This window comes from Cupriavidus campinensis, assembly GCF_905397395.1.
Classification (GTDB): domain Bacteria; phylum Pseudomonadota; class Gammaproteobacteria; order Burkholderiales; family Burkholderiaceae; genus Cupriavidus; species Cupriavidus campinensis.
Map to the genome: position 1 here is coordinate 1 of NZ_CAJPVH010000038.1, position 19,434 is coordinate 19,434.

General features: G+C 68.8%; 17 protein-coding genes. 10 read left to right on the top strand and 7 right to left on the bottom strand.

What is annotated here, in order from left to right:
* The 3 genes from KHO18_RS19190 to KHO18_RS19200 form a co-directional block, all read left to right on the top strand.
* Nucleotides 1-544: bifunctional UDP-4-keto-pentose/UDP-xylose synthase (locus KHO18_RS19190; protein ID WP_211943690.1), on the top strand; the 544-nt coding region annotated here is incomplete at its 5' end.
* Between the two features lie 7 nt (nt 545-551).
* Nucleotides 552-1,442: a polysaccharide deacetylase family protein gene (locus tag KHO18_RS19195; RefSeq protein ID WP_144197148.1), complete on the top strand. Its 891-nt coding sequence runs from the start codon at nt 552-554 to the stop codon at nt 1,440-1,442.
* A gap of 85 nt (nt 1,443-1,527) precedes the next feature.
* A complete protein-coding gene (locus tag KHO18_RS19200) occupies nt 1,528-2,682 on the top strand; it encodes a Fic family protein (protein ID WP_211943691.1) in 1,155 nt (384 codons plus the stop codon).
* Here the strand turns inward: KHO18_RS19200 and KHO18_RS19205 are convergent.
* A complete protein-coding gene (locus KHO18_RS19205; protein WP_144197146.1) occupies nt 2,645-4,987 on the bottom strand; it encodes a heavy metal translocating P-type ATPase in 2,343 nt (780 codons plus the stop codon). The two genes, KHO18_RS19200 and KHO18_RS19205, sit on opposite strands and share 38 nt — an antisense overlap.
* 136 nt (nt 4,988-5,123) lie before the next feature.
* Between KHO18_RS19205 and czcI the strand changes: the two genes are divergently transcribed.
* From czcI to KHO18_RS19225, 4 genes are all read left to right on the top strand, one after another.
* Nucleotides 5,124-5,489 (top strand): cation efflux protein, CzcI family, encoded by a 366-nt coding sequence (czcI, locus tag KHO18_RS19210; RefSeq protein WP_144197145.1) that lies wholly within the window; start codon nt 5,124-5,126, stop codon nt 5,487-5,489.
* Nucleotides 5,490-5,568: 79 nt separating this feature from the next.
* Complete coding sequence (locus tag KHO18_RS19215; RefSeq protein ID WP_211943692.1) at nt 5,569-6,831, top strand: TolC family protein; 1,263 nt, start codon at nt 5,569-5,571, stop codon at nt 6,829-6,831.
* Nucleotides 6,832-6,850: 19 nt separating this feature from the next.
* Nucleotides 6,851-8,074: an efflux RND transporter periplasmic adaptor subunit gene (locus KHO18_RS19220; protein WP_211943693.1), complete on the top strand. Its 1,224-nt coding sequence runs from the start codon at nt 6,851-6,853 to the stop codon at nt 8,072-8,074.
* A 15-nt stretch (nt 8,075-8,089) separates the two neighbouring features.
* Entirely contained in the window at nt 8,090-11,251 is a 3,162-nt protein-coding gene (locus tag KHO18_RS19225) for an efflux RND transporter permease subunit (RefSeq protein WP_211943694.1), read from the top strand.
* On the opposite strand, the gene KHO18_RS19230 is transcribed toward KHO18_RS19225, so the two are convergent.
* From KHO18_RS19230 to KHO18_RS19240, 3 genes are read right to left on the bottom strand one after another with little or no spacing between them, the layout of a single operon-like run.
* A complete protein-coding gene (locus tag KHO18_RS19230; protein ID WP_211943695.1) occupies nt 11,235-11,642 on the bottom strand; it encodes a VOC family protein in 408 nt (135 codons plus the stop codon). The genes KHO18_RS19225 and KHO18_RS19230 overlap by 17 nt on opposite strands.
* Before the next feature lie 48 nt (nt 11,643-11,690).
* The gene (locus KHO18_RS19235; RefSeq protein WP_244844914.1) at nt 11,691-13,142 is read right to left on the bottom strand and encodes a heavy metal sensor histidine kinase; all 1,452 of its coding nucleotides are present in this window, start codon (nt 13,140-13,142) and stop codon (nt 11,691-11,693) included.
* Between the two features lie 27 nt (nt 13,143-13,169).
* On the bottom strand, nt 13,170-13,847 hold the full coding sequence (locus KHO18_RS19240) for a heavy metal response regulator transcription factor (RefSeq protein WP_092299922.1): 678 nt from the start codon (nt 13,845-13,847) through the stop codon (nt 13,170-13,172).
* Nucleotides 13,848-14,043: 196 nt separating this feature from the next.
* Between KHO18_RS19240 and KHO18_RS19245 the strand changes: the two genes are divergently transcribed.
* The gene (locus tag KHO18_RS19245; protein WP_144197139.1) at nt 14,044-14,415 is read left to right on the top strand and encodes a hypothetical protein; all 372 of its coding nucleotides are present in this window, start codon (nt 14,044-14,046) and stop codon (nt 14,413-14,415) included.
* Between the two features lie 28 nt (nt 14,416-14,443).
* Here KHO18_RS19245 and KHO18_RS19250 read toward each other — a convergent pair whose 3' ends face one another.
* Nucleotides 14,444-14,749 (bottom strand): H-NS family nucleoid-associated regulatory protein, encoded by a 306-nt coding sequence (locus KHO18_RS19250; RefSeq protein WP_144197138.1) that lies wholly within the window; start codon nt 14,747-14,749, stop codon nt 14,444-14,446.
* Between the two features lie 321 nt (nt 14,750-15,070).
* Here KHO18_RS19250 and KHO18_RS19255 point away from each other — a divergent pair, with 321 nt between their 5' ends.
* Nucleotides 15,071-15,319, top strand: a complete 249-nt coding sequence (locus tag KHO18_RS19255; protein WP_144197137.1) for a copper resistance protein CopQ — start codon at nt 15,071-15,073, stop codon at nt 15,317-15,319.
* Nucleotides 15,320-15,349: 30 nt separating this feature from the next.
* Here KHO18_RS19255 and KHO18_RS19260 read toward each other — a convergent pair whose 3' ends face one another.
* Nucleotides 15,350-17,413: a putative bifunctional diguanylate cyclase/phosphodiesterase gene (locus tag KHO18_RS19260; protein ID WP_144197136.1), complete on the bottom strand. Its 2,064-nt coding sequence runs from the start codon at nt 17,411-17,413 to the stop codon at nt 15,350-15,352.
* 361 nt (nt 17,414-17,774) lie between these two features.
* Between KHO18_RS19260 and KHO18_RS19265 the strand changes: the two genes are divergently transcribed.
* Nucleotides 17,775-17,957 carry a glycine zipper 2TM domain-containing protein gene (locus KHO18_RS19265; protein WP_144197135.1) on the top strand — a complete coding sequence of 61 codons (183 nt, stop codon included), beginning with the start codon at nt 17,775-17,777 and terminating at the stop codon, nt 17,955-17,957.
* Nucleotides 17,958-18,260: 303 nt separating this feature from the next.
* Here KHO18_RS19265 and KHO18_RS19270 read toward each other — a convergent pair whose 3' ends face one another.
* A complete protein-coding gene (locus KHO18_RS19270; protein ID WP_144197134.1) occupies nt 18,261-19,433 on the bottom strand; it encodes an acyl-CoA dehydrogenase family protein in 1,173 nt (390 codons plus the stop codon).
* Between the last annotated feature and the right edge of the window lies 1 nt (nt 19,434).

Consider the following 19,434-nt stretch of genomic DNA (forward strand, 5'->3'; position numbering starts at 1 on the left):
CTACACGCTGTTCCGCCCGTTCAACTGGATCGGCGCCGGGCTGGATTCGATCTTCGAGTCGAAGGAAGGCTCCTCGCGCGTGGTGACGCAGTTCCTGGGCCATATCGTGCGGGGCGAGCCGATCAAGCTGGTCGACGGCGGCGCCCAGAAGCGCGCGTTTGCCGATATCTCGGACGGCATCTCGGCGCTGATGCAGATCATCGAGAACAAGAACGGCGTGGCCAGCGGCAAGATCTTCAATATCGGCAACCCGGCCAATATCCACTCGGTGCGCGAGCTGGCCGAGATGATGCTGAAGATGGCCGCCGACTACCCCGAGTACGCCGACGAGGCACGCAAGACGAAGATCGTGGAGACGTCCTCCGGCGAGTTCTACGGCAAGGGCTACCAGGACGTGCAGCACCGCGTGCCGAAGATCGACAACACGATCGAGGAACTGGGCTGGCAGCCGAAGCTGAACATGGAGCAGGCGCTGCGCCGCATCTTCGAGGCCTACCGCGACAAGGTGGTGGAGGCGCGTACGCTGGTCGACGCCTCGCACTGAGCACGGCATGGCACGCATTGCCCTGAAAGTGGATGTGGACACGCTGCGCGGCACCCGCGAAGGCGTGCCCAAGCTGCTGTCGATGCTGGCCGCCGTGCAGGCGGAGGCCACGTTCCTGTTCAGCCTCGGCCCGGACCACACGGGCTGGGCGCTGCGGCGCGTGTTCCGGCCCGGCTTCCTGAAGAAGGTCTCGCGTACGTCGGTGGTGTCCAACTACGGGCTGCGCACGCTGATGTACGGCGTGCTGCTGCCGGGCCCCGACATCGGCCGCAAGGGCGCCGCAGAGATGCGCGCGGCCGCCGCAGCCGGGCACGAGTGCGGCATCCACACCTGGGACCACGTCTACTGGCAGGACAACGTGCGCACGCGCGACGCCGCCTGGACGCGCCGCCAGATGCAGCACGCCCACCGCCGCTTCGTGGAGATCTTCGGCACGCCGCCCACCACGCACGGCGCGGCAGGCTGGCAGATGAACGACGACGCGTTCCTGCAGATCGACGACTGGGGCATGGCCTACGCCTCTGACGGACGCGGCACGGCGCCGTACATCCCCACCGTGGCGGGCAAGCCCTGCCGCCACGTGCAGATGCCGACCACGCTACCCACGCTCGACGAGCTGATCGGCGTGGACGATCTCACCGAGGACAACGTCCACCACGCGCTGCTGCGCCTGACCGAGGGGCCCGGCGATCACATTTTCACGCTCCACACCGAGCTGGAAGGCGGCAAGCTGGCGCCCGTGTTCGAGCGGCTGCTGGCCGGCTGGCGCGCGCAAGGCCACGACCTGGTGTCGATGGCCACCTACTACCGCCACCTCGATCGCACCGACCTGCCGCAACTGCCCGTCACCTGGGGCGAGATTGCCGGCCGCAGCGGGGAACTGATCATCCAGCCGTGAGCTTGCGGTGATTAGCCCCCTTAATCTCCGCAAATTATGCGGAGATTAAGTTGCGCATGCGGAGATTAGCAACCATAATCTCCGCATGAAACGCGGCGATTACACCTATATCTGGCAGGCCTCCGGCTGGACCCACTGGCGCTACGACCTCGAGGTGCTCGCACAGCCCATCGCCGAGGTCAGCCGTGCCCAAGGCATGTTGCTGGGGCGGCTGACGGATCTCGGCCTGGCGCTCCGCGATCAGGCCAGCCTCGCCGCGCTCACCGACGATGTGGTCAAAACCAGTGAAATCGAGGGGGAGCACCTGAAGGTGGAGTCGGTGCGCTCCTCCATCGCCCGGCGCCTCGGGGTGGACATTGGCGCGCTGGCGCCCGTGGATCGCCATGTCGAGGGCGTGGTGGAAATGGTGCTGGACGCCACGTCCAACAGCATGGCGCCCATGACCCGGGAACGCCTGTTCGGCTGGCACGCCGCGCTGTTTCCCACCGGATACTCCGGGCTGTCGTCGATCAACACGGGCCGTTGGCGGGACGACGCCAAAGGTCCGATGCAGGTCGTCTCCGGCCCTGTTGGCCGCCAGCGTGTGCATTTCGAGGCGCCGCCGGCCGATCAACTCGAAGATGAGGCCAGCCTGTTCCTCAAATGGTTCAATGCCGCGCCCAAGGACCCTCCCCTCATCCGGGCAGGGCTGGGTCACCTGTGGTTCGTCACCATGCACCCGTTCGATGACGGCAACGGGCGCATCGCGCGTGCCATCGGCGACCTGCTGCTGGCGCGCGCCGACGGCACCTCGCAGCGCTTCTACAGCCTGTCGGCGCAGATCCAGCGCGAGCGCGCGGCCTACTACGACATCCTGGAGCGCACGCAGCGGGGATCGAAGGAGGTGACCGAGTGGCTGGCGTGGTTCCTGAACGCCCTCCACCGTGCGGTCGACCACGCCCACCTGAACCTTGACGCGGTACTGGCAAAAGCGCGCTTCTGGCATCACTGGGCCATGCTGCCGTTGAACGAGCGGCAGGTGAAGCTTCTCAACCGGCTGCTCGATGGTTTCGACGGCAAGCTCACCAGCAGCAAGTGGGCGGCCATCGCCAAATGTTCACCGGACACGGCGCTGCGGGACATCAATGACCTGCTGGCGCGCGGCGTGCTGAGAAAAACGGACGGCGGCGGGCGCAGTACCGGTTACGAACTGGACGACAGGTTCACGAACGCACACCCCGCGCCAGCCGCAGCCCGTTGAACACCACCAGCAGGCTGGCGCCCATATCGGCGAACACGGCCATCCACATCGTGCCCATGCCCATCACGGTCAGCACGAGGAAGACCGCCTTGATGCCCAGCGCCAGCGCGATGTTCTGCTTGAGGATGGCCGCCGTGCGCCGGGACAGCTGCACGAAGACAGGGATCTTGCGCAGGTCGTCATCCATCAGCGCCACATCGGCCGTCTCGATGGCGGTATCGGTGCCCGCCGCGCCCATGGCGAAGCCGATGTCCGCGCGCGCCAGCGCCGGGGCGTCGTTGATGCCATCGCCCACCATGCCCACGCCGCCGCCGTGCGTGTGCGCCTGCCCGGCCAGCGCCGCGATGGCGTCCGCCTTGTCCTGGGGCAGCTGATTGCCACGCACCTCGTCGATGCCCACCGCCGCGCCAATCGCCTGCACCGTGTGCGGGTTGTCGCCGGACAGCATCAGCGTCTTCACGCCCAGCGCGTGCAGCGCCTCGATGGCCTGCCGGCTGGTGTCGCGCACCGTATCCGCCACGGCGAACAGCGCCAGCGCACGCGGATTCGCCCCGTCCACCTCGGCCGACGCCAGCAGGACAAGGGTCTTGCCCTGCCGCTCGATCGCCTCCAGCCGGGCCTCCAGCGCCGGCGAGCACGCGCCAAGATCGTGGATCAGGCGATGGTTGCCGAGGCAATACGTCACCCCCGCCACGCCGCCGCGCACGCCCTGCCCGGGCAATGCGGCGAAATCATCCACGGCCAGCGGCGCGATGCCTTCCGCCTCGGCCGCCACGGCCACGGCCCGCGAGACCGGGTGGTCGGAGCGCGCGGCCAGGCTGGCCGCAATCGCACGGGCCTGCGGCAGGTCGTCCACCAGCAGGGCAAAATCGGTCTGCACCGGTTTGCCGTGCGTGAGCGTGCCGGTCTTGTCGAGCGCCAGCCATGCCAGGTGCCGGCCCTGCTCCAGATAGACGCCGCCCTTGATCAGGATGCCGCGCCGCGCGGCGGCGGCCAGCCCGCTGACGATGGTCACCGGCGTGGAGATCACCAGCGCGCACGGGCAGGCAATCACCAGCAGCACCAGCGCCTTGTAGATCCAGTCGAGCCAGGCGCCGCCCAGCAGCGGCGGCACTACCGCCACGGCCACGGCCAGCGCGAAGACCACCGGGGTGTAGACACGCGCGAACTGGTCCACGAAACGCTGCGTGGGCGCGCGGCTGCCCTGCGCGGCCTCCACGGCGTGGATGATGCGAGCCAGCGTGGAATCGCTGGCCGGGGCGGTCACGGTGTATTCGAGTTCGCCGGACTGGTTGATCGAGCCGGCGTACAGCGGATCTCCCACGGTCTTGTCGACCGGCACGCTCTCGCCCGTGATCGGCGCCTGATCCAGCGCGGATTGGCCGCGCAGCACGCGGCCATCGATCGCCACGCGCTCGCCGGGACGCAGGCGCACCACGGCGCCCACGGGCACGTCGCGCGCCGTCACGGCCAGCCAGGTGCCGTCCGGCTGCTGCACGGTGGCCTGCTCGGGCGCCATCGCCATCAGCCCCCGCACGGCGTTGCGCGCGCGGTCCAGCGAGGCGGCCTCGATGCGCTCCGCCAGGGCGAACAGCACCATCACCATCGCCGCCTCGGGCCATTGGCCGATCAGCATGGCGCCGGTGACGGCGATGCTCATCAGGGCGTTGATATTGAGATTGCCGTGGCGGATGGCGATCCAGCCCTTGCGATAGACGCCCAGACCGGACACCAGCACAGCGGCCAGCGCCAGCACGGCGGGTGCGTACGGCAGGCCCCATTCGAACCAGTGTGCCGCCTCGGCGCCCAGTGCGGTCACGCCGGCCAGTGCCAGTGGCCACCAGGGCTTGGGCGCTTCGGCGGCAGCGGGGGCGTCGGCCGGGGTGTCGGCATTCAGCGGCTGGGCGTGCATGCCGAGCGTGGCAATCGCCTTGACCACGACGTCGGTCGAATCCAGCGTGTGGTGGACGGTCAGCACGCGCTGCATCAGGTTGAAGTCGAGCGCGGCCACGCCGGCCATGCCGCCGAGCTTGTTGCGGATCAGCGTTTCCTCGGTCGGGCAGTCCATGGCCTCGATGCGGTAGGCGGCTGAGCGTGTGCCGGCCGGGGCGGCCATCGGCTGGCGGAGGGGCGCCGCCGCCGCGCCACAGGCTGCGCCACAGCAGGCGTGTTCGGCGGCAGGTTCGGCGGCGGGTTCGGCGGCATGGACATGCGCGTGGCCATGATCATGTGCGTGATCGTGCTCAAGATCATGGTCATGCGAATGTGTATGCGGCATCACGTGATCGGCGGTATGGCGGGCCATGGCGGATAAAGTTGGTTCTGGTCTGATGCCATTGAAGACCCTGTAGTGGCTACAAGGTCAACCCTTGGGGACGAATCCGCACAGATGACACGGTTGTCACGTGCGCCGGCGCCGCTGCCCCGTATAATCGGCCGCCATGCGTCGCCTGCTCCTCGTCTTTCTCGCCATTCTGCTGCCGATCCAGTTCGCCTGGGCCGGCGCTGCGGCGTACTGCGCACATGAGGAGCGTGCGCCGGCGAATGGCGCCGGCTGGCACATCGGCCACCATAGCCACGTGCATGCTGGCGCCGATGCCCATCAGGACGCCGCCAAGCCTTCCCCGAAACTGCCCGACGCCGACTGCGCCGCCTGCCACTTCCCCGGCTCGCACGGGGTGATTGCGCAGGCCATCCTGCCCGGCAGCTACCATTTCGTCACCGTGCGCTACCTGCCGCGTGTTGCGGGCTTCGGCTCCATCCCCGCGCGCGCCCCAGACCGGCCCCAGTGGTCGCGTCCCGCCTGAGCGGCGAGACGCGGACAATCCCCCTTCCCTGACTGCCTGACGTCTCGCCGATTTTCCCTGTCTGCAACGGTGAAATTCGATGAGAAACCTTGTATTGCCTTGGGCAATGGCCGCCGCATTGGCGTGGTGCGGCCTCCTGCCCCTTGCCGCCGCACAGCCGGCGGCGCCCGCCTCGCCGCCCGCCAGCCAGGAGCCGCCCGGCCCGCTGAAGCTGGAGACCGCGCTGGCGCTGGCCATCGCGCAGAACCCCACGCTCTCCGCCGCGCGCCACGAGCTTGACGCCACCGAAGGCGGCATCACGCAGGCGCGCGTGATACCGAACCCCGAAGTGGCCGTGCTGATGGAAGACACGCGCCAATCCACCCGAACCACCACGGCGCAGATGAACCTGCCGGTGGAGTTGGGCGGCAAGCGCGCCGCGCGGATCGGCGCGGCCCAGCGCACGCGCGAACTAGCGCAGGCGCAGCTGGACGCCACGCAGGCGGACCTGCGCGCCAGCGTCATCGGCGCCTTTTTCAACGTGCTGGTGGCGCAAGAGCGCGTCAGGCTGGCGGCGGGTGCCGTCGACATCGCCCGGCGCGGCGCCAACGTGGCCGCGCGCCGCGTGGCGGCCGGCAAGGTCTCGCCGGTGGAGGAAACCAAGGCCGGCGTGGAACTGGCGAATGCCGAACTCGAGCGCGCCGAGGCCGATGCGGCGCTCGTCGCCGCGCGGCAGGCGCTGGCCACGCTGTGGGGCAACCCGTCGCCCCAGTTCGCCGAAGCGGATGGCAGCCTCGATACCCTGCCCGCGCGCCCGGACGCCCTCGTCCTGCGCGAAGCGCTAGACGCCGCGCCCGCCACCGTGGCGAGCCAGCGCGAACTGGCGCGCCGGCAGGCCGAGATCAACGTGGAGCGCAGCCGCCAGTATCCCGATGTGACGCTGAGCCTTGGCGCCAAGCGGGAAAATGCCTCCGACCGGGGCTACTACCCGGTGCTCGGCGTGGCGATTCCGCTGCCGCTGTTCGACCGCAACCAGGGCAACCTCTACACCGCGATCCGGCAGGCCGACAAGGCCGCGGACGCCTATCGCGCCACGCGGCTCCGGCTGGACCACGACCTGCAACAGGCCACCAGCCAGCTTGCCGTCTCGCGCGGCTCGGCGCAGACGCTGCGCGACACCGTGCTCCCGGCCGCCCAGCGCGCCTATCAGGCCGCCACGCAGGGCTTCGAGGCCGGCAAGTTCAGCTATCTCGAAGTGCTGGACGCCCAGCGCACGCTGTTCCAGGCGCGCATCCGCTATCTCGGCGTGGTGGCCAATGCCTGGCAGGCCGCCACCACGATCGACCGCATTCTCGGCCGCTGACGCGCCGCAAGGATTTTCCATGACCCTCACACGAAAACAAGGCATGGCCATCGCGGCCATCGTCATCGGCGGCCTGATCGCCGCGCTGGCGCTGCTGCTGGTGGGCCGCGAGAGCGGATCGCACGACGATCACGGCCACGGCGGCCACGGCGACCATGGCGGGCACAGCGAAAATGCACCCGCCGCCTCGGCGCCTCAGGCCCCAGCCGCCACCCCCGGCCTGATCGCCATGACCCCCGAGCAGATCGCCAACGCCAACCTCTTGCTGCGCACCGCCGGCCCGGGCCGCATCCGCAGCACGGTGCAGTTCCCGGGCGAAATCCGCTTCAACGAGGACCGCACCGCCCACGTGGTGCCGCGCGTGGCGGGCGTGGCCGAGGCGGTCGCGGCCAATCTCGGCCAGCGGGTGAAAAAGGGCGACCTGCTGGCGGTCTTCGCCAGCACGCAGTTGTCCGAGTTGCGCAGCGAATGGCTGGCCGGCCAGCGGCGGCTGGAGCTGGCCCGCAGCACCTTTGCCCGCGAGAAGCGGCTCTGGGAAGACAAGGTGTCCGCCGAGCAGGACTACCTGGCCGCCCGCACCGCCTTGCAGGAGGCCGAAATCGCGGTGCGCAACGCCGCGCAGAAGCTGACCGCCATCGGCGCGAAGCCTTCGGCGGACGGCATCAACCGCTTCGAGCTGCGCGCGCCGTTCGACGGCATCGTCGTCGAGAAACACCTGTCGCTGGGCGAAGCCGTGGGCGCCGACACCGCCGTCTTCACCCTCTCCGATCTGACCACGGTCTGGGCCGAATTCGTGATCGCGCCGAAGGATCTCGGCCATGTGCGGCTCGGGGAGGCGGTGCGCGTCACCTCCACCGCGTTCGACGGCACCGCCGACGGCAAGGTCTCCTACGTGGGCGCCCTGCTCGGCCAGCAGACCCGCACGGCCACCGCCCGCGTGACGCTGGCCAACCCCGAGATGGCCTGGCGCCCCGGCCTGTTCGTCACGGTCAGCGTGAACACGGGCGAAGTGGACGCCCCCGTGGTCATCGAGACCGAAGCCCTGCAGACCGACGACGGCCACACGCAGGTCTTCGTGGCGGTGCCGGGCGGCTTCGCGGCGCGCACGGTCAAGACCGGCCGCACGGACGGCCAGCGCATCGAGGTCACGGACGGCCTGCCCGCCGGCACGCGCTACGTGGCGGCCAACAGCTTCGTGCTGAAGGCCGAACAGGGCAAGGCCGGCGCCGAGCACGCCCACTGAGCGGAGCGACCACACATGTTCGAACGCATCCTCCGCTTCGCCATCGCGCAGCGCTGGCTGGTCATGCTGGCCGTGCTGGCCATGGCCGCGCTGGGCTTCTACAACTACGGCCGGCTGCCCATCGACGCCGTGCCGGACATCACCAACGTCCAGGTGCAGATCAACACGGCGGCGCCGGGCTACTCGCCGCTCGAGTCCGAGCAGCGCATCACCTACCCGATCGAAACCGCCATGGCCGGCCTGCCGGGGCTGGTGCAGACGCGCTCGCTGTCACGCTACGGGCTGTCGCAGGTCACGGTGATCTTCCATGACGGCACCGACATCCATTTCGCGCGGCAACTGGTCAGCCAGCGCATCCAGGACGCCCGCGCGCAGCTGCCGGCCGGCGTGGCGCCGCAGATGGGGCCGATCTCGACCGGCCTCGGAGAGATCTACCTGTGGACCGTGGAGGCCGGGCCCGACGCGCGCAAGCCGGACGGCACGCCCTACACCGCCACGGATCTGCGCGAGATCCAGGACTGGCTGATCAAGCCGCAGCTGCGCACCGTGCCGGGCGTGACCGAGATCAACACGATCGGCGGCTTCGCCAGGGAGTACCTCGTGGCGCCGAACCCGGAGAAGCTGGCGGCGTACGGCATGTCGCTCCAGCACGTGGTGCAGGCGCTGGAGCGTAACAACGGCAACGTCGGCGCCGGCTATATCGAGCGGCGGGGCGAGCAGTATCTGGTGCGGGCGCCGGGGCAGGTGAAGTCGATCGACGACATCCGCGATGTGATCGTCGGCACCGCCCAGGGCCAGCCGATCCGCATCCGGGATCTGGCCGATGTGGGCCTGGGCCGGGAGTTGCGCACCGGCGGCGCCACCGACAATGGCCGCGAGGTGGTGCTCGGCACGGTCTTCATGCTGATTGGCGAGAACAGCCGCGCCGTCTCGCGCGCGGTGGATGCGCGCATGGTGGCGATCAACAAGTCGCTGCCGGCCGGTGTGCAGGCCGTGACGGTCTACGACCGCACCGTGCTGGTCGACAAGGCCATCGCCACGGTCAAGAAGAACCTGCTGGAAGGCGCCGCGCTGGTGGTGGCGGTGCTGTTCCTGTTCCTCGGCAACCTGCGCGCGGCGCTGATCACGGCAATGGTGATCCCGTTGTCGATGCTGTTCACGTTCACCGGCATGGTGGCCGCCGGCATCAGCGCCAACCTGATGAGCCTGGGCGCGCTGGACTTCGGCATCATCGTCGATGGCGCAGTGGTCATCGTGGAGAACTGCGTGCGCCGGCTGGCCCATGCGCGGCAGACCGCCGGACGGCCACTGACGCGCGCCGAGCGCTTCGAGGAGGTGTTCGCGGCGGCGCGGGAGGCGCGGCGGCCGCTGGTCTTCGGCCAGCTGATCATCATGATCGTCTACGTGCCGATCCTGGCGCTGACGGGCGTAGAGGGCAAGATGTTCCACCCGATGGCGAACACCGTGGTGCTGGCGCTGCTGGGCGCGCTGATCCTGTCGGTGACCTTCGTGCCCGCCGCCGTGGCGCTGTGCATCGGCGACCGCGTGGCGGAGAAGGAGAACCGCGTGATGGGCTGGGCGCGCCGCTGGTACGCGCCGGCGCTGTCGCGCGCGCTGGCCAATACGCCGGTCGTGCTGACCGGCGCCGTGGTGGCTGTGCTGCTGAGCGGGATCATGGCCACGCGGCTCGGCAGCGAGTTCATCCCCAACCTGAACGAGGGGGACTTCGCCGTGCAGGCGCTGCGCATTCCGGGCACCAGCCTGACGCAGTCGGTGGCGATGCAGCAGCAGATCGAAACCCGGCTGAAGGCGAAGTTCCCCGAGGTGGAGCGCGTGTTCGCGCGCACGGGCACGGCGGAGATCGCGGCGGACCCGATGCCGCCCAACATCTCGGACGGCTACATCATGCTCAAGCCGCGCGACCAGTGGCCCGATCCGTCCCGCTCGTACGATGCCCTGCGCACGGCCATGTCGGCCGAACTGGAACAACTGCCCGGCAACCGCTACGAGTTCTCGCAGCCGATCCAGCTCCGCTTCAACGAGTTGATCTCCGGCGTGCGCAGCGACGTGGCGGTGAAGCTCTACGGCGACGACAACGCCGTGCTCGCCGCCACCGCCCAGCGCATCGCCGAGGTGCTGCAACGCGTGCCCGGCGCCGCCGAGGTCAAGGTGGAACAGACCTCGGGCCTCCCGGTGCTGACCGTGGACATCGACCGCGCGCGCGCCGCGCGCTACGGCCTCAACATGGCCGATGTGCAGGAAACCGTGGCAATTGCCGTGGGCGGCCGCGACGCCGGCCTGTTCTACCAGGGCGACCGCCGCTTCAATATCGGCGTGCGGCTGCCGGAGGGGATTCGTGCCGATGTGGAGGCGCTGCGGCGCCTCCCGATTCCCCTCCCCAAAGGGTCGGACGCCCGCACGAGCTACATCCCGCTGGGCGAGATTGCCACGCTGGAGATTGCGCCGGGGCCGAACCAGGTGTCGCGCGAGAACGGCAAGCGGCGCATTGTGGTCAGCGCCAACGTGCGCGGGCGCGACGTCGGCAGCTTCGTGCCGGAGGCGATGGGCGCCGTCGAACGCGGGGTGGCGGTGCCCGCCGGCTACTGGATTGCCTGGGGCGGGACGTTCGAGCAGCTGCAATCGGCCACGCAGCGGCTCGGCATCGTGGTGCCGCTGGCGCTGCTGCTGGTCTTCGCGCTGCTGTTCGTCATGTTCGGCAACCTGCGCGACGGCCTGCTGGTCTTCACCGGCATTCCGTTCGCGCTGACGGGTGGCGTGCTGGCGCTCTGGCTGCGTGGCATGCCGCTGTCGATCTCGGCGGCGGTGGGGTTTATCGCGCTGTCTGGCGTGGCGGTGCTGAACGGGCTGGTGATGCTGTCGTTCATCCGCACCCTGCGGGACGCGGGCCAGCCGCTGGACGCTGCCGTCACCACCGGCGCCCTGACCCGCCTGCGGCCGGTGCTGATGACGGCGCTGGTGGCGTCGCTGGGCTTCGTGCCGATGGCCATCGCCACCGGCACGGGCGCCGAGGTACAGCGCCCGGTGGCCACGGTGGTGATCGGCGGCATCCTGTCATCGACGGCGCTGACGCTGCTGGTCCTGCCGGTGCTGTACCGGTGGGCGCATCGGCGCGGGGGATTGGCCGCGGCCGGGCCTGCTGCTAGTGCTCGCAGTTGACCATCCAGCTCATGCCGAACTTGTCGACGAGCATGCCGAATCCTTCGGCCCAGAACGTCTTCTGGTATGGCATGAGCACCCGCCCGCCTTCGGCCAGCGCCTCGAAGATGCGCTGGCCCTCCGCGTTGGGCACGTAGCCCACGGACAGCATGAACCCCGAAAAGGGGTATGGCGCCCCTTCCCGTCCGTCCGAGGCCATGATCTGGCTGTCGCCGATCTGGATGTTGGCGTGCATCACCTTGTCCCCCCAGGCCGGCGAGGCGGGTGCCTCGCCCGGCGGCGCTTCCTTGTAGCGCATCAGGAACGTCACCTTGGCGTCGAGCACCTTGCCGTAGAACGCCATCGCCTCGTCGAAACGGCCACCAAAATCGAGATACGGTTGTACCTGCATATCGGTCTCCTTCACGTCACGTGGGTGCCCGGATGCGGGCGCCGACCATTATGCGCCGGCCCTGCCGCCGGTCAACGCGTCCGGAAAATCGATCTCGAACTCGGTCTGCACCGCATCGCTGCGCACGGTGACGCTGCCGCCATGGAGCCGCATGATGGTATCGACGATGGCCAGCCCCAGCCCAGTGGAGGTGGCCGAATTGCGGCGCGAGGGGTCCGCGCGGTAGAAGCGCCCGAACAGGTGCGGCAACGACTCCGGCGCAATGGCCGGGCCGGCGTTGGCCACGCGGATGTCGGTAAACCCGGGCCGGCCGCGCCCCACCGCCACGCGCACGGTGCTGCCGGCCGGCGCGTGGCGCAGGGCGTTGTCGAGCAGGTTGATGATGGCGCGCCGCAGCAACGTGCGGTCGGCGGTGACCGTGGCGGCGCCCGACACGGCCACCGTGACGTCGCGGTCGGCCGCCACGGCCTCGAAGTACTCGGCCACCTTGTCCAGCTCCGCGCGGGCATCCAGTTCGCATGCCCCCAACGCCACCTGCGCGTTGTCCGCGCGGGCCAGGAACAGCATGTTCTCGATCATCCGCGCCAGCCGCTCGTATTCCTCGAGGTTCGATTCGAGCAGCGATTCGTACTCGGCCGGGCTGCGGCGCTGGGCCAGCGTGACCTGCGTCTGCCCCACCAGGTTGCTGATCGGGGTGCGGAAGTCGTGCGCCAGATCGGCCGAGAATGCCGAGAGGCGCGTGAAGCTGTCCTGCAATCGCGCCAGCATGCCGTTGAGCGCGCCGGCCAGCTCACGCAGTTCCTCGGGTGCGCCGCCCACGTCCAGCCGTGTGGCCAGCCGGCTGGTGGTCACCGCCGCCGCGTCGCTGGCCATGCGGCGCAGCGGCCTCAAGCCGCGCCGCGCCAGCAGGTAGCCCAGCGCCGCCGCCACCAGCGCGCCGCACAGCACCGCACCCAATAGCTGGCTGCGGTATTCGCGCATCAGCGCCACCCGGTAGCCGGCGTCGCTGAGCACGACGATCTCCACGGCGCGGTCGGTGTTGCCCACCACGCCCAGCGCCGCCACGCCGCGCGACGGCACGCCGTTGCGCGGATACCAGGTCTGGAGCATGCCCTTGTCCGGCGCGGCGGTAGCCGGCAGCACGCGCAGCGGCGGCACCGACTCGTTGCGCGGGTTCAGCGTGATCAGCGGCTCGCCCTGGCGCGTACGCACCACAAGGATCAGGCCCTCATGGCCCATGGCGATATCGGCAAAGCGGTGGGTGTCGGCACGGATCTCGGCTTCATCGCCCACCTCGCGCAGCAGGTGGCGCACGAGCAGGATCTCGCCGACCAGTTCGCTTTCGTCGCGCGCCTGGAGCTGGCTGTCGAGCGCGCTGGAGAGGTAGGCCGCCACGCCGACCAGAATCGCCGCCGTGGTCAGGCCATAGGCCAGCGCCAGCCGCGTGGTCAGGGACGCCGTGAGGGACACCGGCAGCGCGCCGGAGAGGCGGCCCAGCATTCGTCGCAAGCGACGCGCCATGGCCGCTCAGCCCTCGTCCGATTCGTCGAGCACGTAGCCCATGCCGCGACGCGTGTGGATCAGCTTGCGCGGGAACGGGTCATCCACCTTGGCGCGCAGCCGGCGAATGGACACATCCACCACATTGGTATTGCTGTCGAAATTCATGTCCCAGACCTGGGAGGCGATCAGCGAGCGCGAAAGCACCTCGCCCCGGCGCCGCGCCAGCAGTTGCAGCAGCGCGAATTCCTTCGAGGTGAGATCGATCTTCTGCCCGGCACGCGAGACACGGCGCCGGATCGCGTCGATCTGGAGATCGGCCACTTCCATGAACTCGCTCTCGCGCAGCGGACCGCGCCGCAGGATGGTGCGGATGCGCGCCACCAGTTCGGCGAAGGCGAACGGCTTGACCATGTAGTCGTCGGCGCCAAGTTCCAGGCCCTTGAGGCGGTCGGACAGCTCGTCGCGGGCGGTCAGGCAGAGCACCGGGGTGTCCTTGTCGCGGCGCAGTTCGCGCAGCACCTGCCAGCCGTCCATGCCGGGCAGCATCACGTCGAGCACGATGAGGTCGTAGTGCTGCTCGCGCGCATGGCCCAGGCCGTCCACGCCGTCACGGGCGAGATCGGCCACGAAACCTGATTCCGTGAGGCCCTTGAGCAGGTAATCGCCGGCCTTTGGTTCGTCTTCAACAATCAGGATGCGCATGGAATGTCACTGACAACAGCTTCGGGTTGCGGGGGAATCCACGACACTAGCCGAGGTAGGCAAGCAATGGGCGAAGATTGCAGGAATGTCATCTTGGCGCCAGCGTTCTGACGGGTGGAATGCCAGTACAATGCGCGCTGCCATGATGAAAGGACGCCGCCTGTGCGTCCCGTCTGGCGCGCCCCTGATATCCGCAATGAAACGCCTGCCTGCCCTCTCCCTGTTGTGCCTTGCCCTGTCCACCCTGCCCGTTTCCGGCGCCAGCGCGGCGGTCATGGACTCCAGCGTAGCGGAAGTGGCCGGTTTGTCGATGTCGGAGCGGCATGTGGCCATCAAGGCCGAGGCCGAAGCCGCCATCATCAACACGGATGCGGCCCAGTGCACCGAGGCGACCAGCGCGGCCAACCTGCCTTCGCCCCTGCCTTCTCCCCTGCCAGTGCTCGCGGAACTGCCGCGTGTGGCGCTTGAGCATCATCGGCACGCGGTGCCGATGGCCACGCCAGCGGCGTTCGCCACCTCAGCCGCCTACATTCCGCTACCGGTCGAGCGTCCGGCCCCTCACTGCTGAACCCGCCGCGTGGCGCTCACGCCACCCTTCAGTCCACGCGATAAAAATCGATCGATTGCCCCGCGTTGACCGCGCGCTGGAGCCAGTCGGGATATTCGCCGGTACCGTCCCACGTCTGCCCCATCGCATTGCGGTAGAGAACTCGTACTTGCGCCATTTCCGCTTGGGTGGCGGCGACGGGGGGGGCGTCGGTTTCCACGGCGACGACGTCGCCGTCTTCGCTATCGGCAAAGCAACCTGCCTCGACCAGATCGTCGAACGTCAGGCCATGGCGATCCATTTGCTCGCGGATCCACGCTACCGCGGCTTGTTTAGTGGCATCAGACTCGGACATGACTATCGTGCGGCGCCCGCCGCCAGGTGGGCGGGCTGGTGAAAGACCTTTTGGGGGAATGGCCCTGAATGGCTGGACCAGTACGGATTCTACAGGGTCTTTGCTCCGCCCCCGCCGCATTTCGTGCGGCGGCACATCGTAATTCCGCGAGATTTGCTGCATGACAGCATTGTCATGGATAGGTCATCTTGGCGTCGGGGGCTCGCTTCTAGACTGCCTGCCATGGTCGCCATCAGTCCGGTGCGCGCCGTCATGCACGACGCCACACAGCGCGACCCAACGCAGTTCCCGCCTCCCTGGGACACGCAACGGAGTCTCACTATGCCTTCTATCCGACAAACCATCCGACAAACCATCGCCTACGCCGCCCTGGCCGCCACACTGGCGGGCACCGCCGGCCTCGCCCACGCCGCACCGCGTTCGGCCGACCCGTTCACCGACGGCGCCCGCGTGGGTGCGCGCGATGTCTATACCGACGGCGCCCGCGCCGTGCACGACACCCGCAGCCCCTTCGTGGACGGTGCGTTCAGCGCCACCGGCCCGCGTGACGCGTTCGACAGCGGCGCCTGATCGACGCCCCGCCCTCCCGCGCAGGCGGCTTCAGCCCGCCTGCTCCACGCCGGGAAACTGCGACGCGGGCATCGGGCGGCCCAGCAGGTAGCCTTGCAGCGCGTCGCAGCCCAGATCGGCAAGGAAGGTCCGCTGCGCGGCCGTTTCCACACCTTCCGCCACCACCTGCAGCTTCAGCGTGCGGCCCAGCGCCACGATGGCGGACACGATGGCCGCGTCCTCCGTATCTTCCGCAAGATCCCGCACGAAGCCGCGATCGATCTTCAGCTCGCTGGCCGGAATCCGCTTCAGGTGCAGCAGGCTCGAATACCCGGTGCCGAAGTCATCGATGGCGATGCGCACGCCCATGTCGTCCAGTTGCGTGAGGATGGCCAGGCTGGCCTCCACGTCGCGCATCGCCGTGGACTCCGTGATTTCCAGCGTCAGGCTGCCCGGTGGCACGCCGTGGCGCGTCAGCGCCCGCCCCACCGACTCGACCATGCCGGCATGGCAGAACTGCAACGCCGACAGGTTGACCGCCATCGACCAGCCCATATGGCCCAGCGCATGCCACTCGGCCAGCTGGCGGCACGCCTCGTCGAGCACCCAGTCCCCGATCGGCACGATGGCGCCGGTCTTCTCCGCCAGCGTGATGAACTGGTCCGGCATCAGCTGGCCGTGTGTGGGATGGTTCCAGCGCAGCAGCGCCTCCGCGCCGACCAGCTCGCCGCCCACGGCGGCGAACTTGGGCTGATAGTGCAGTTCTAGCTGGCCGTGCTTGAGCGCGCCGCGCAGGTCCTGGATCAGCGCCTGCTGCGTGCGCGCCTGGTGATTCATCGAGCGCTCGAAGAAGCAGTACGCGTTGCGGCCGGCCGCCTTGGCGTGATACATCGCCGCATCCGCGTTGGACATCAGCGCGTCCTGGTCCTGCCCATCCGCCGGATGCAGGGCAATGCCGATGCTGCCCGAGACGTGGAGCGCGTGGCCGCCCACCTGCACGGTCTCGCGCAGCGCCTCCAGCAGCCCTTCGGCGATCACGCCGGCATCCTCGGGTTCGTCGATGCGCACCAGCAGCACGAATTCGTCGCCGCCCACGCGGGAGATGGTGTCATCGGCCCGCACCACCGTGCGCAGCCGCCGGGCGATTTCCACCAGCAGGCCGTCGCCCACGTGATGGCCGTAGGTATCGTTCACGCCCTTGAAGCCGTCGAGATCGACAAACAGCACGGCAAAGCGCGCATGCTGGCTGGCGCTGGCCTGGATGGCCTGCGCGAAGCGGTCGTCCAGCAGCGCGCGGTTCGGCAGATGGGTGAGCTTGTCGTGCAGGGCCAGGAATTCGAGTTCCTCATTCGCCACGCCTAGCGCCTGCGCCAGCACAGCGGTGCGCATCTCCAGCCGCATGTCGAGTACCGAGGTAATCAGCGCCACCGCCAGCACGCAGACCGTGATGACGAGGATGGGCAGCGCCAGCGTGCCGCTGTGGACGCCATCACGCGCCGCGCCGCACACGCTGCCGAGCGGAAACTGGGCCGCCGCCATGCCCGTGTAGTGCATGGCGGCGATGGCCACGCCCATCACCACGGCCGCGCCGAGGCGCAGCTGGTGGATGCGCGGCATGTTCCGGCGCAGCCGGAAGGCAATCCAGAGCGCCACGCCCGACGCCGCCACCGCAATCCCAATCGACAGCGCGAACAGCCACGGCACGTAGTGGATGCCCGGCTGCATGCGCAGCGCGGCCATGCCGGTGTAGTGCATGCTGGCCACGGCGGCGCCCAGCACCAGCGCGCCCATCACCAGCCGGCGCCGGGGCAGGTGTTCCTGGCAGACCAGCCTAAGCGCGAAGGCCGAGGCGACGATGGCGATCCCCAGCGAGCCCACCGTGATGGCCGGATCGTAGCCCAGCGGAATGGGCAGCTGGAACGCCAGCATGCCGACGAAATGCATCGACCAGATGCCCAGCCCCATGGCGACCGCGCCGCCAGCCAGCCACATATGGGCATAGCGCCCGCGTGCGGTGGCGATACGGCCGGCCAGGTCCAGCGCGGTATAGGACGCGAGGATGGCCACCAGCAGGGAAAACAGGACGAGAAGCGCGTCGTAGCTCGGGGAAATCATGGTGGCGCGTGACGAAGCAGTGGCTCGGAGAGCCGGAATTCTGAGGGGTGGCGCCGCGCGAGCGTGCAATTCCCGGTATCAGTGGGGTTATCGGCGAATGGAGGCCAGACTTTAGCGGGATTGCGCTATGCCTGCCTACCCTTTTCCCCCGGCCCGCGCCGGTTCCTCCGGTTTGCCGAGGGCTTGACACAAGCCCGAGCGGGCCCGCCCGCCGTCCGACAATTCCTACATCCCAATCGGCGCGCGCCGGAATGGCTGCGCCCGGCGCCCCACCTATTCTTGAGTCGTGGCGGGAGCGCCGCATCGCAGATCAGCGAGACCTACGCAATGCGGCGCGGCCCCGGAATGCAGGAGAGCAACCATGTGGAAACGACTGGCTGGCGCGCTCGCGGTGGGCGCATGCTGTTGGGCCCTCTCGGGCTGCACGGCAACCGGCGCCGTCGCGGGCGGCGTTGTCGGACACGAAGTGAGCGACGGTAGCGCCCTGGGTACGGTGGGCGGTGCCGTGGTCGGTGGCGTGATTGGCCACGAGCTTGGCAAGTAAAGATTAGAGGTAAGTCACGTTTTCCGCGGTCTGGATGGCGGGCAGGGTCGTCCAGGCTAGCGCGGCATATGCTTGAAGATGGGAAGGATATGCCGCCGCGCGCCGCGCCATGAGCATCGGCTGTTGTGTTTTTCAACGATGAGCGGACGTTTTCATCGCTGAAAGGCATCGCGGCACACAACGATGTCAGATCTCCCGATCGTCATGGCGCGGCCGTGGGAAACCCTGCAATGAGAAAGCCCCGGCGCGCGTGCACCGGGGCTTTTTCCTATCCAGCCTATCCTGCTATGCCGCTTGATCGAACTAGTACGATTTCGGCAGCCCCAGCACGCGCTCGGCGATATGGCACATGATCAGCTGGGCGCTGACCGGCGCGATGCGCGGGATGTACGACTCGCGCAGGTAGCGCTCCACATGGTATTCCCGCGCATAGCCCATGCCGCCCAGCGTCAGCACGGCGGTCTGGCAGGCCTGGTGCGCGGCCTCGGCGGCCAGGTACTTGGCGGCGTTGGCCTCGGCGCCGCACGGCTTGCCGTTGTCGTAGAGCCAGGCGGCCTTCCACACCATCATGTCGGCGGCTTCCAGCGCCATCCACGCCTGCGCCAGCGGGTGCTGGATGCCCTGGTTCTGGCCGATGGGCCGCCCGAACACGGTGCGCTCGCGGGCATAGCGGGTGGCGGCTTCCAGTGCGGCGCGGCCCAGCCCCACGGCTTCGGCGGCGATCAGGATGCGCTCCGGGTTCAGGCCATGCAGGATGTACTCGAAGCCTCTGCCCTCCTCGCCAATGCGGTCCGCCGCCGGCACCATCAGGCCGTCGATGAACAACATGTTCGAGTCCACGGCGCCGCGGCCCATCTTGTCGATCTCGCGCACCTCGATGTGCTTGCGGTCCAGCGCCGTGTAGAACAGGCTCAGGCCCTGCGTGGGCTTGGCCACGGCTTCCAGCGGCGTGGTGCGCGCCAGCAGCAGCATGCGCGTGGCCACCTGCGCCGTGGAGATCCAGATCTTGCGGCCATCCACGCGATAGGCGCTGCCATCGTCCGTGCGCACCGCCTGCGTCTTCAGGTGGGTGGTATCGAGCCCCGCGTCCGGCTCGGTCACGGCGAAGCAGGCCTTTTCCTGCCCGGCGATCAGCGGCGGCAGCGCGGCCGCCTGCTGGGCCTCGGAGCCGAACACCACCACCGGGTTCAGGCCGAACACGTTCATGTGGATGGCGGACGCGCCGGAGAATCCCGCCCCGGACGCCGACACGGTCTGCATGATCAGCGCCGCCTCGGTAATGCCGAGCCCCGCGCCACCGTACTGCTCCGGCATGGCAATGCCGAGCCAGCCCGCGCCGGCCATCGCCTTGTGAAACGCCTCGGGAAACTCATGGCGCTGGTCCAGCCCGGCCCAGTAGTCGGGGCCGAAGTCGCTGCATAGCTGGCTTACGGCTTCAACGATGGCGTTCTGTTCAGGTGTCCTTTCGAAGTTCATC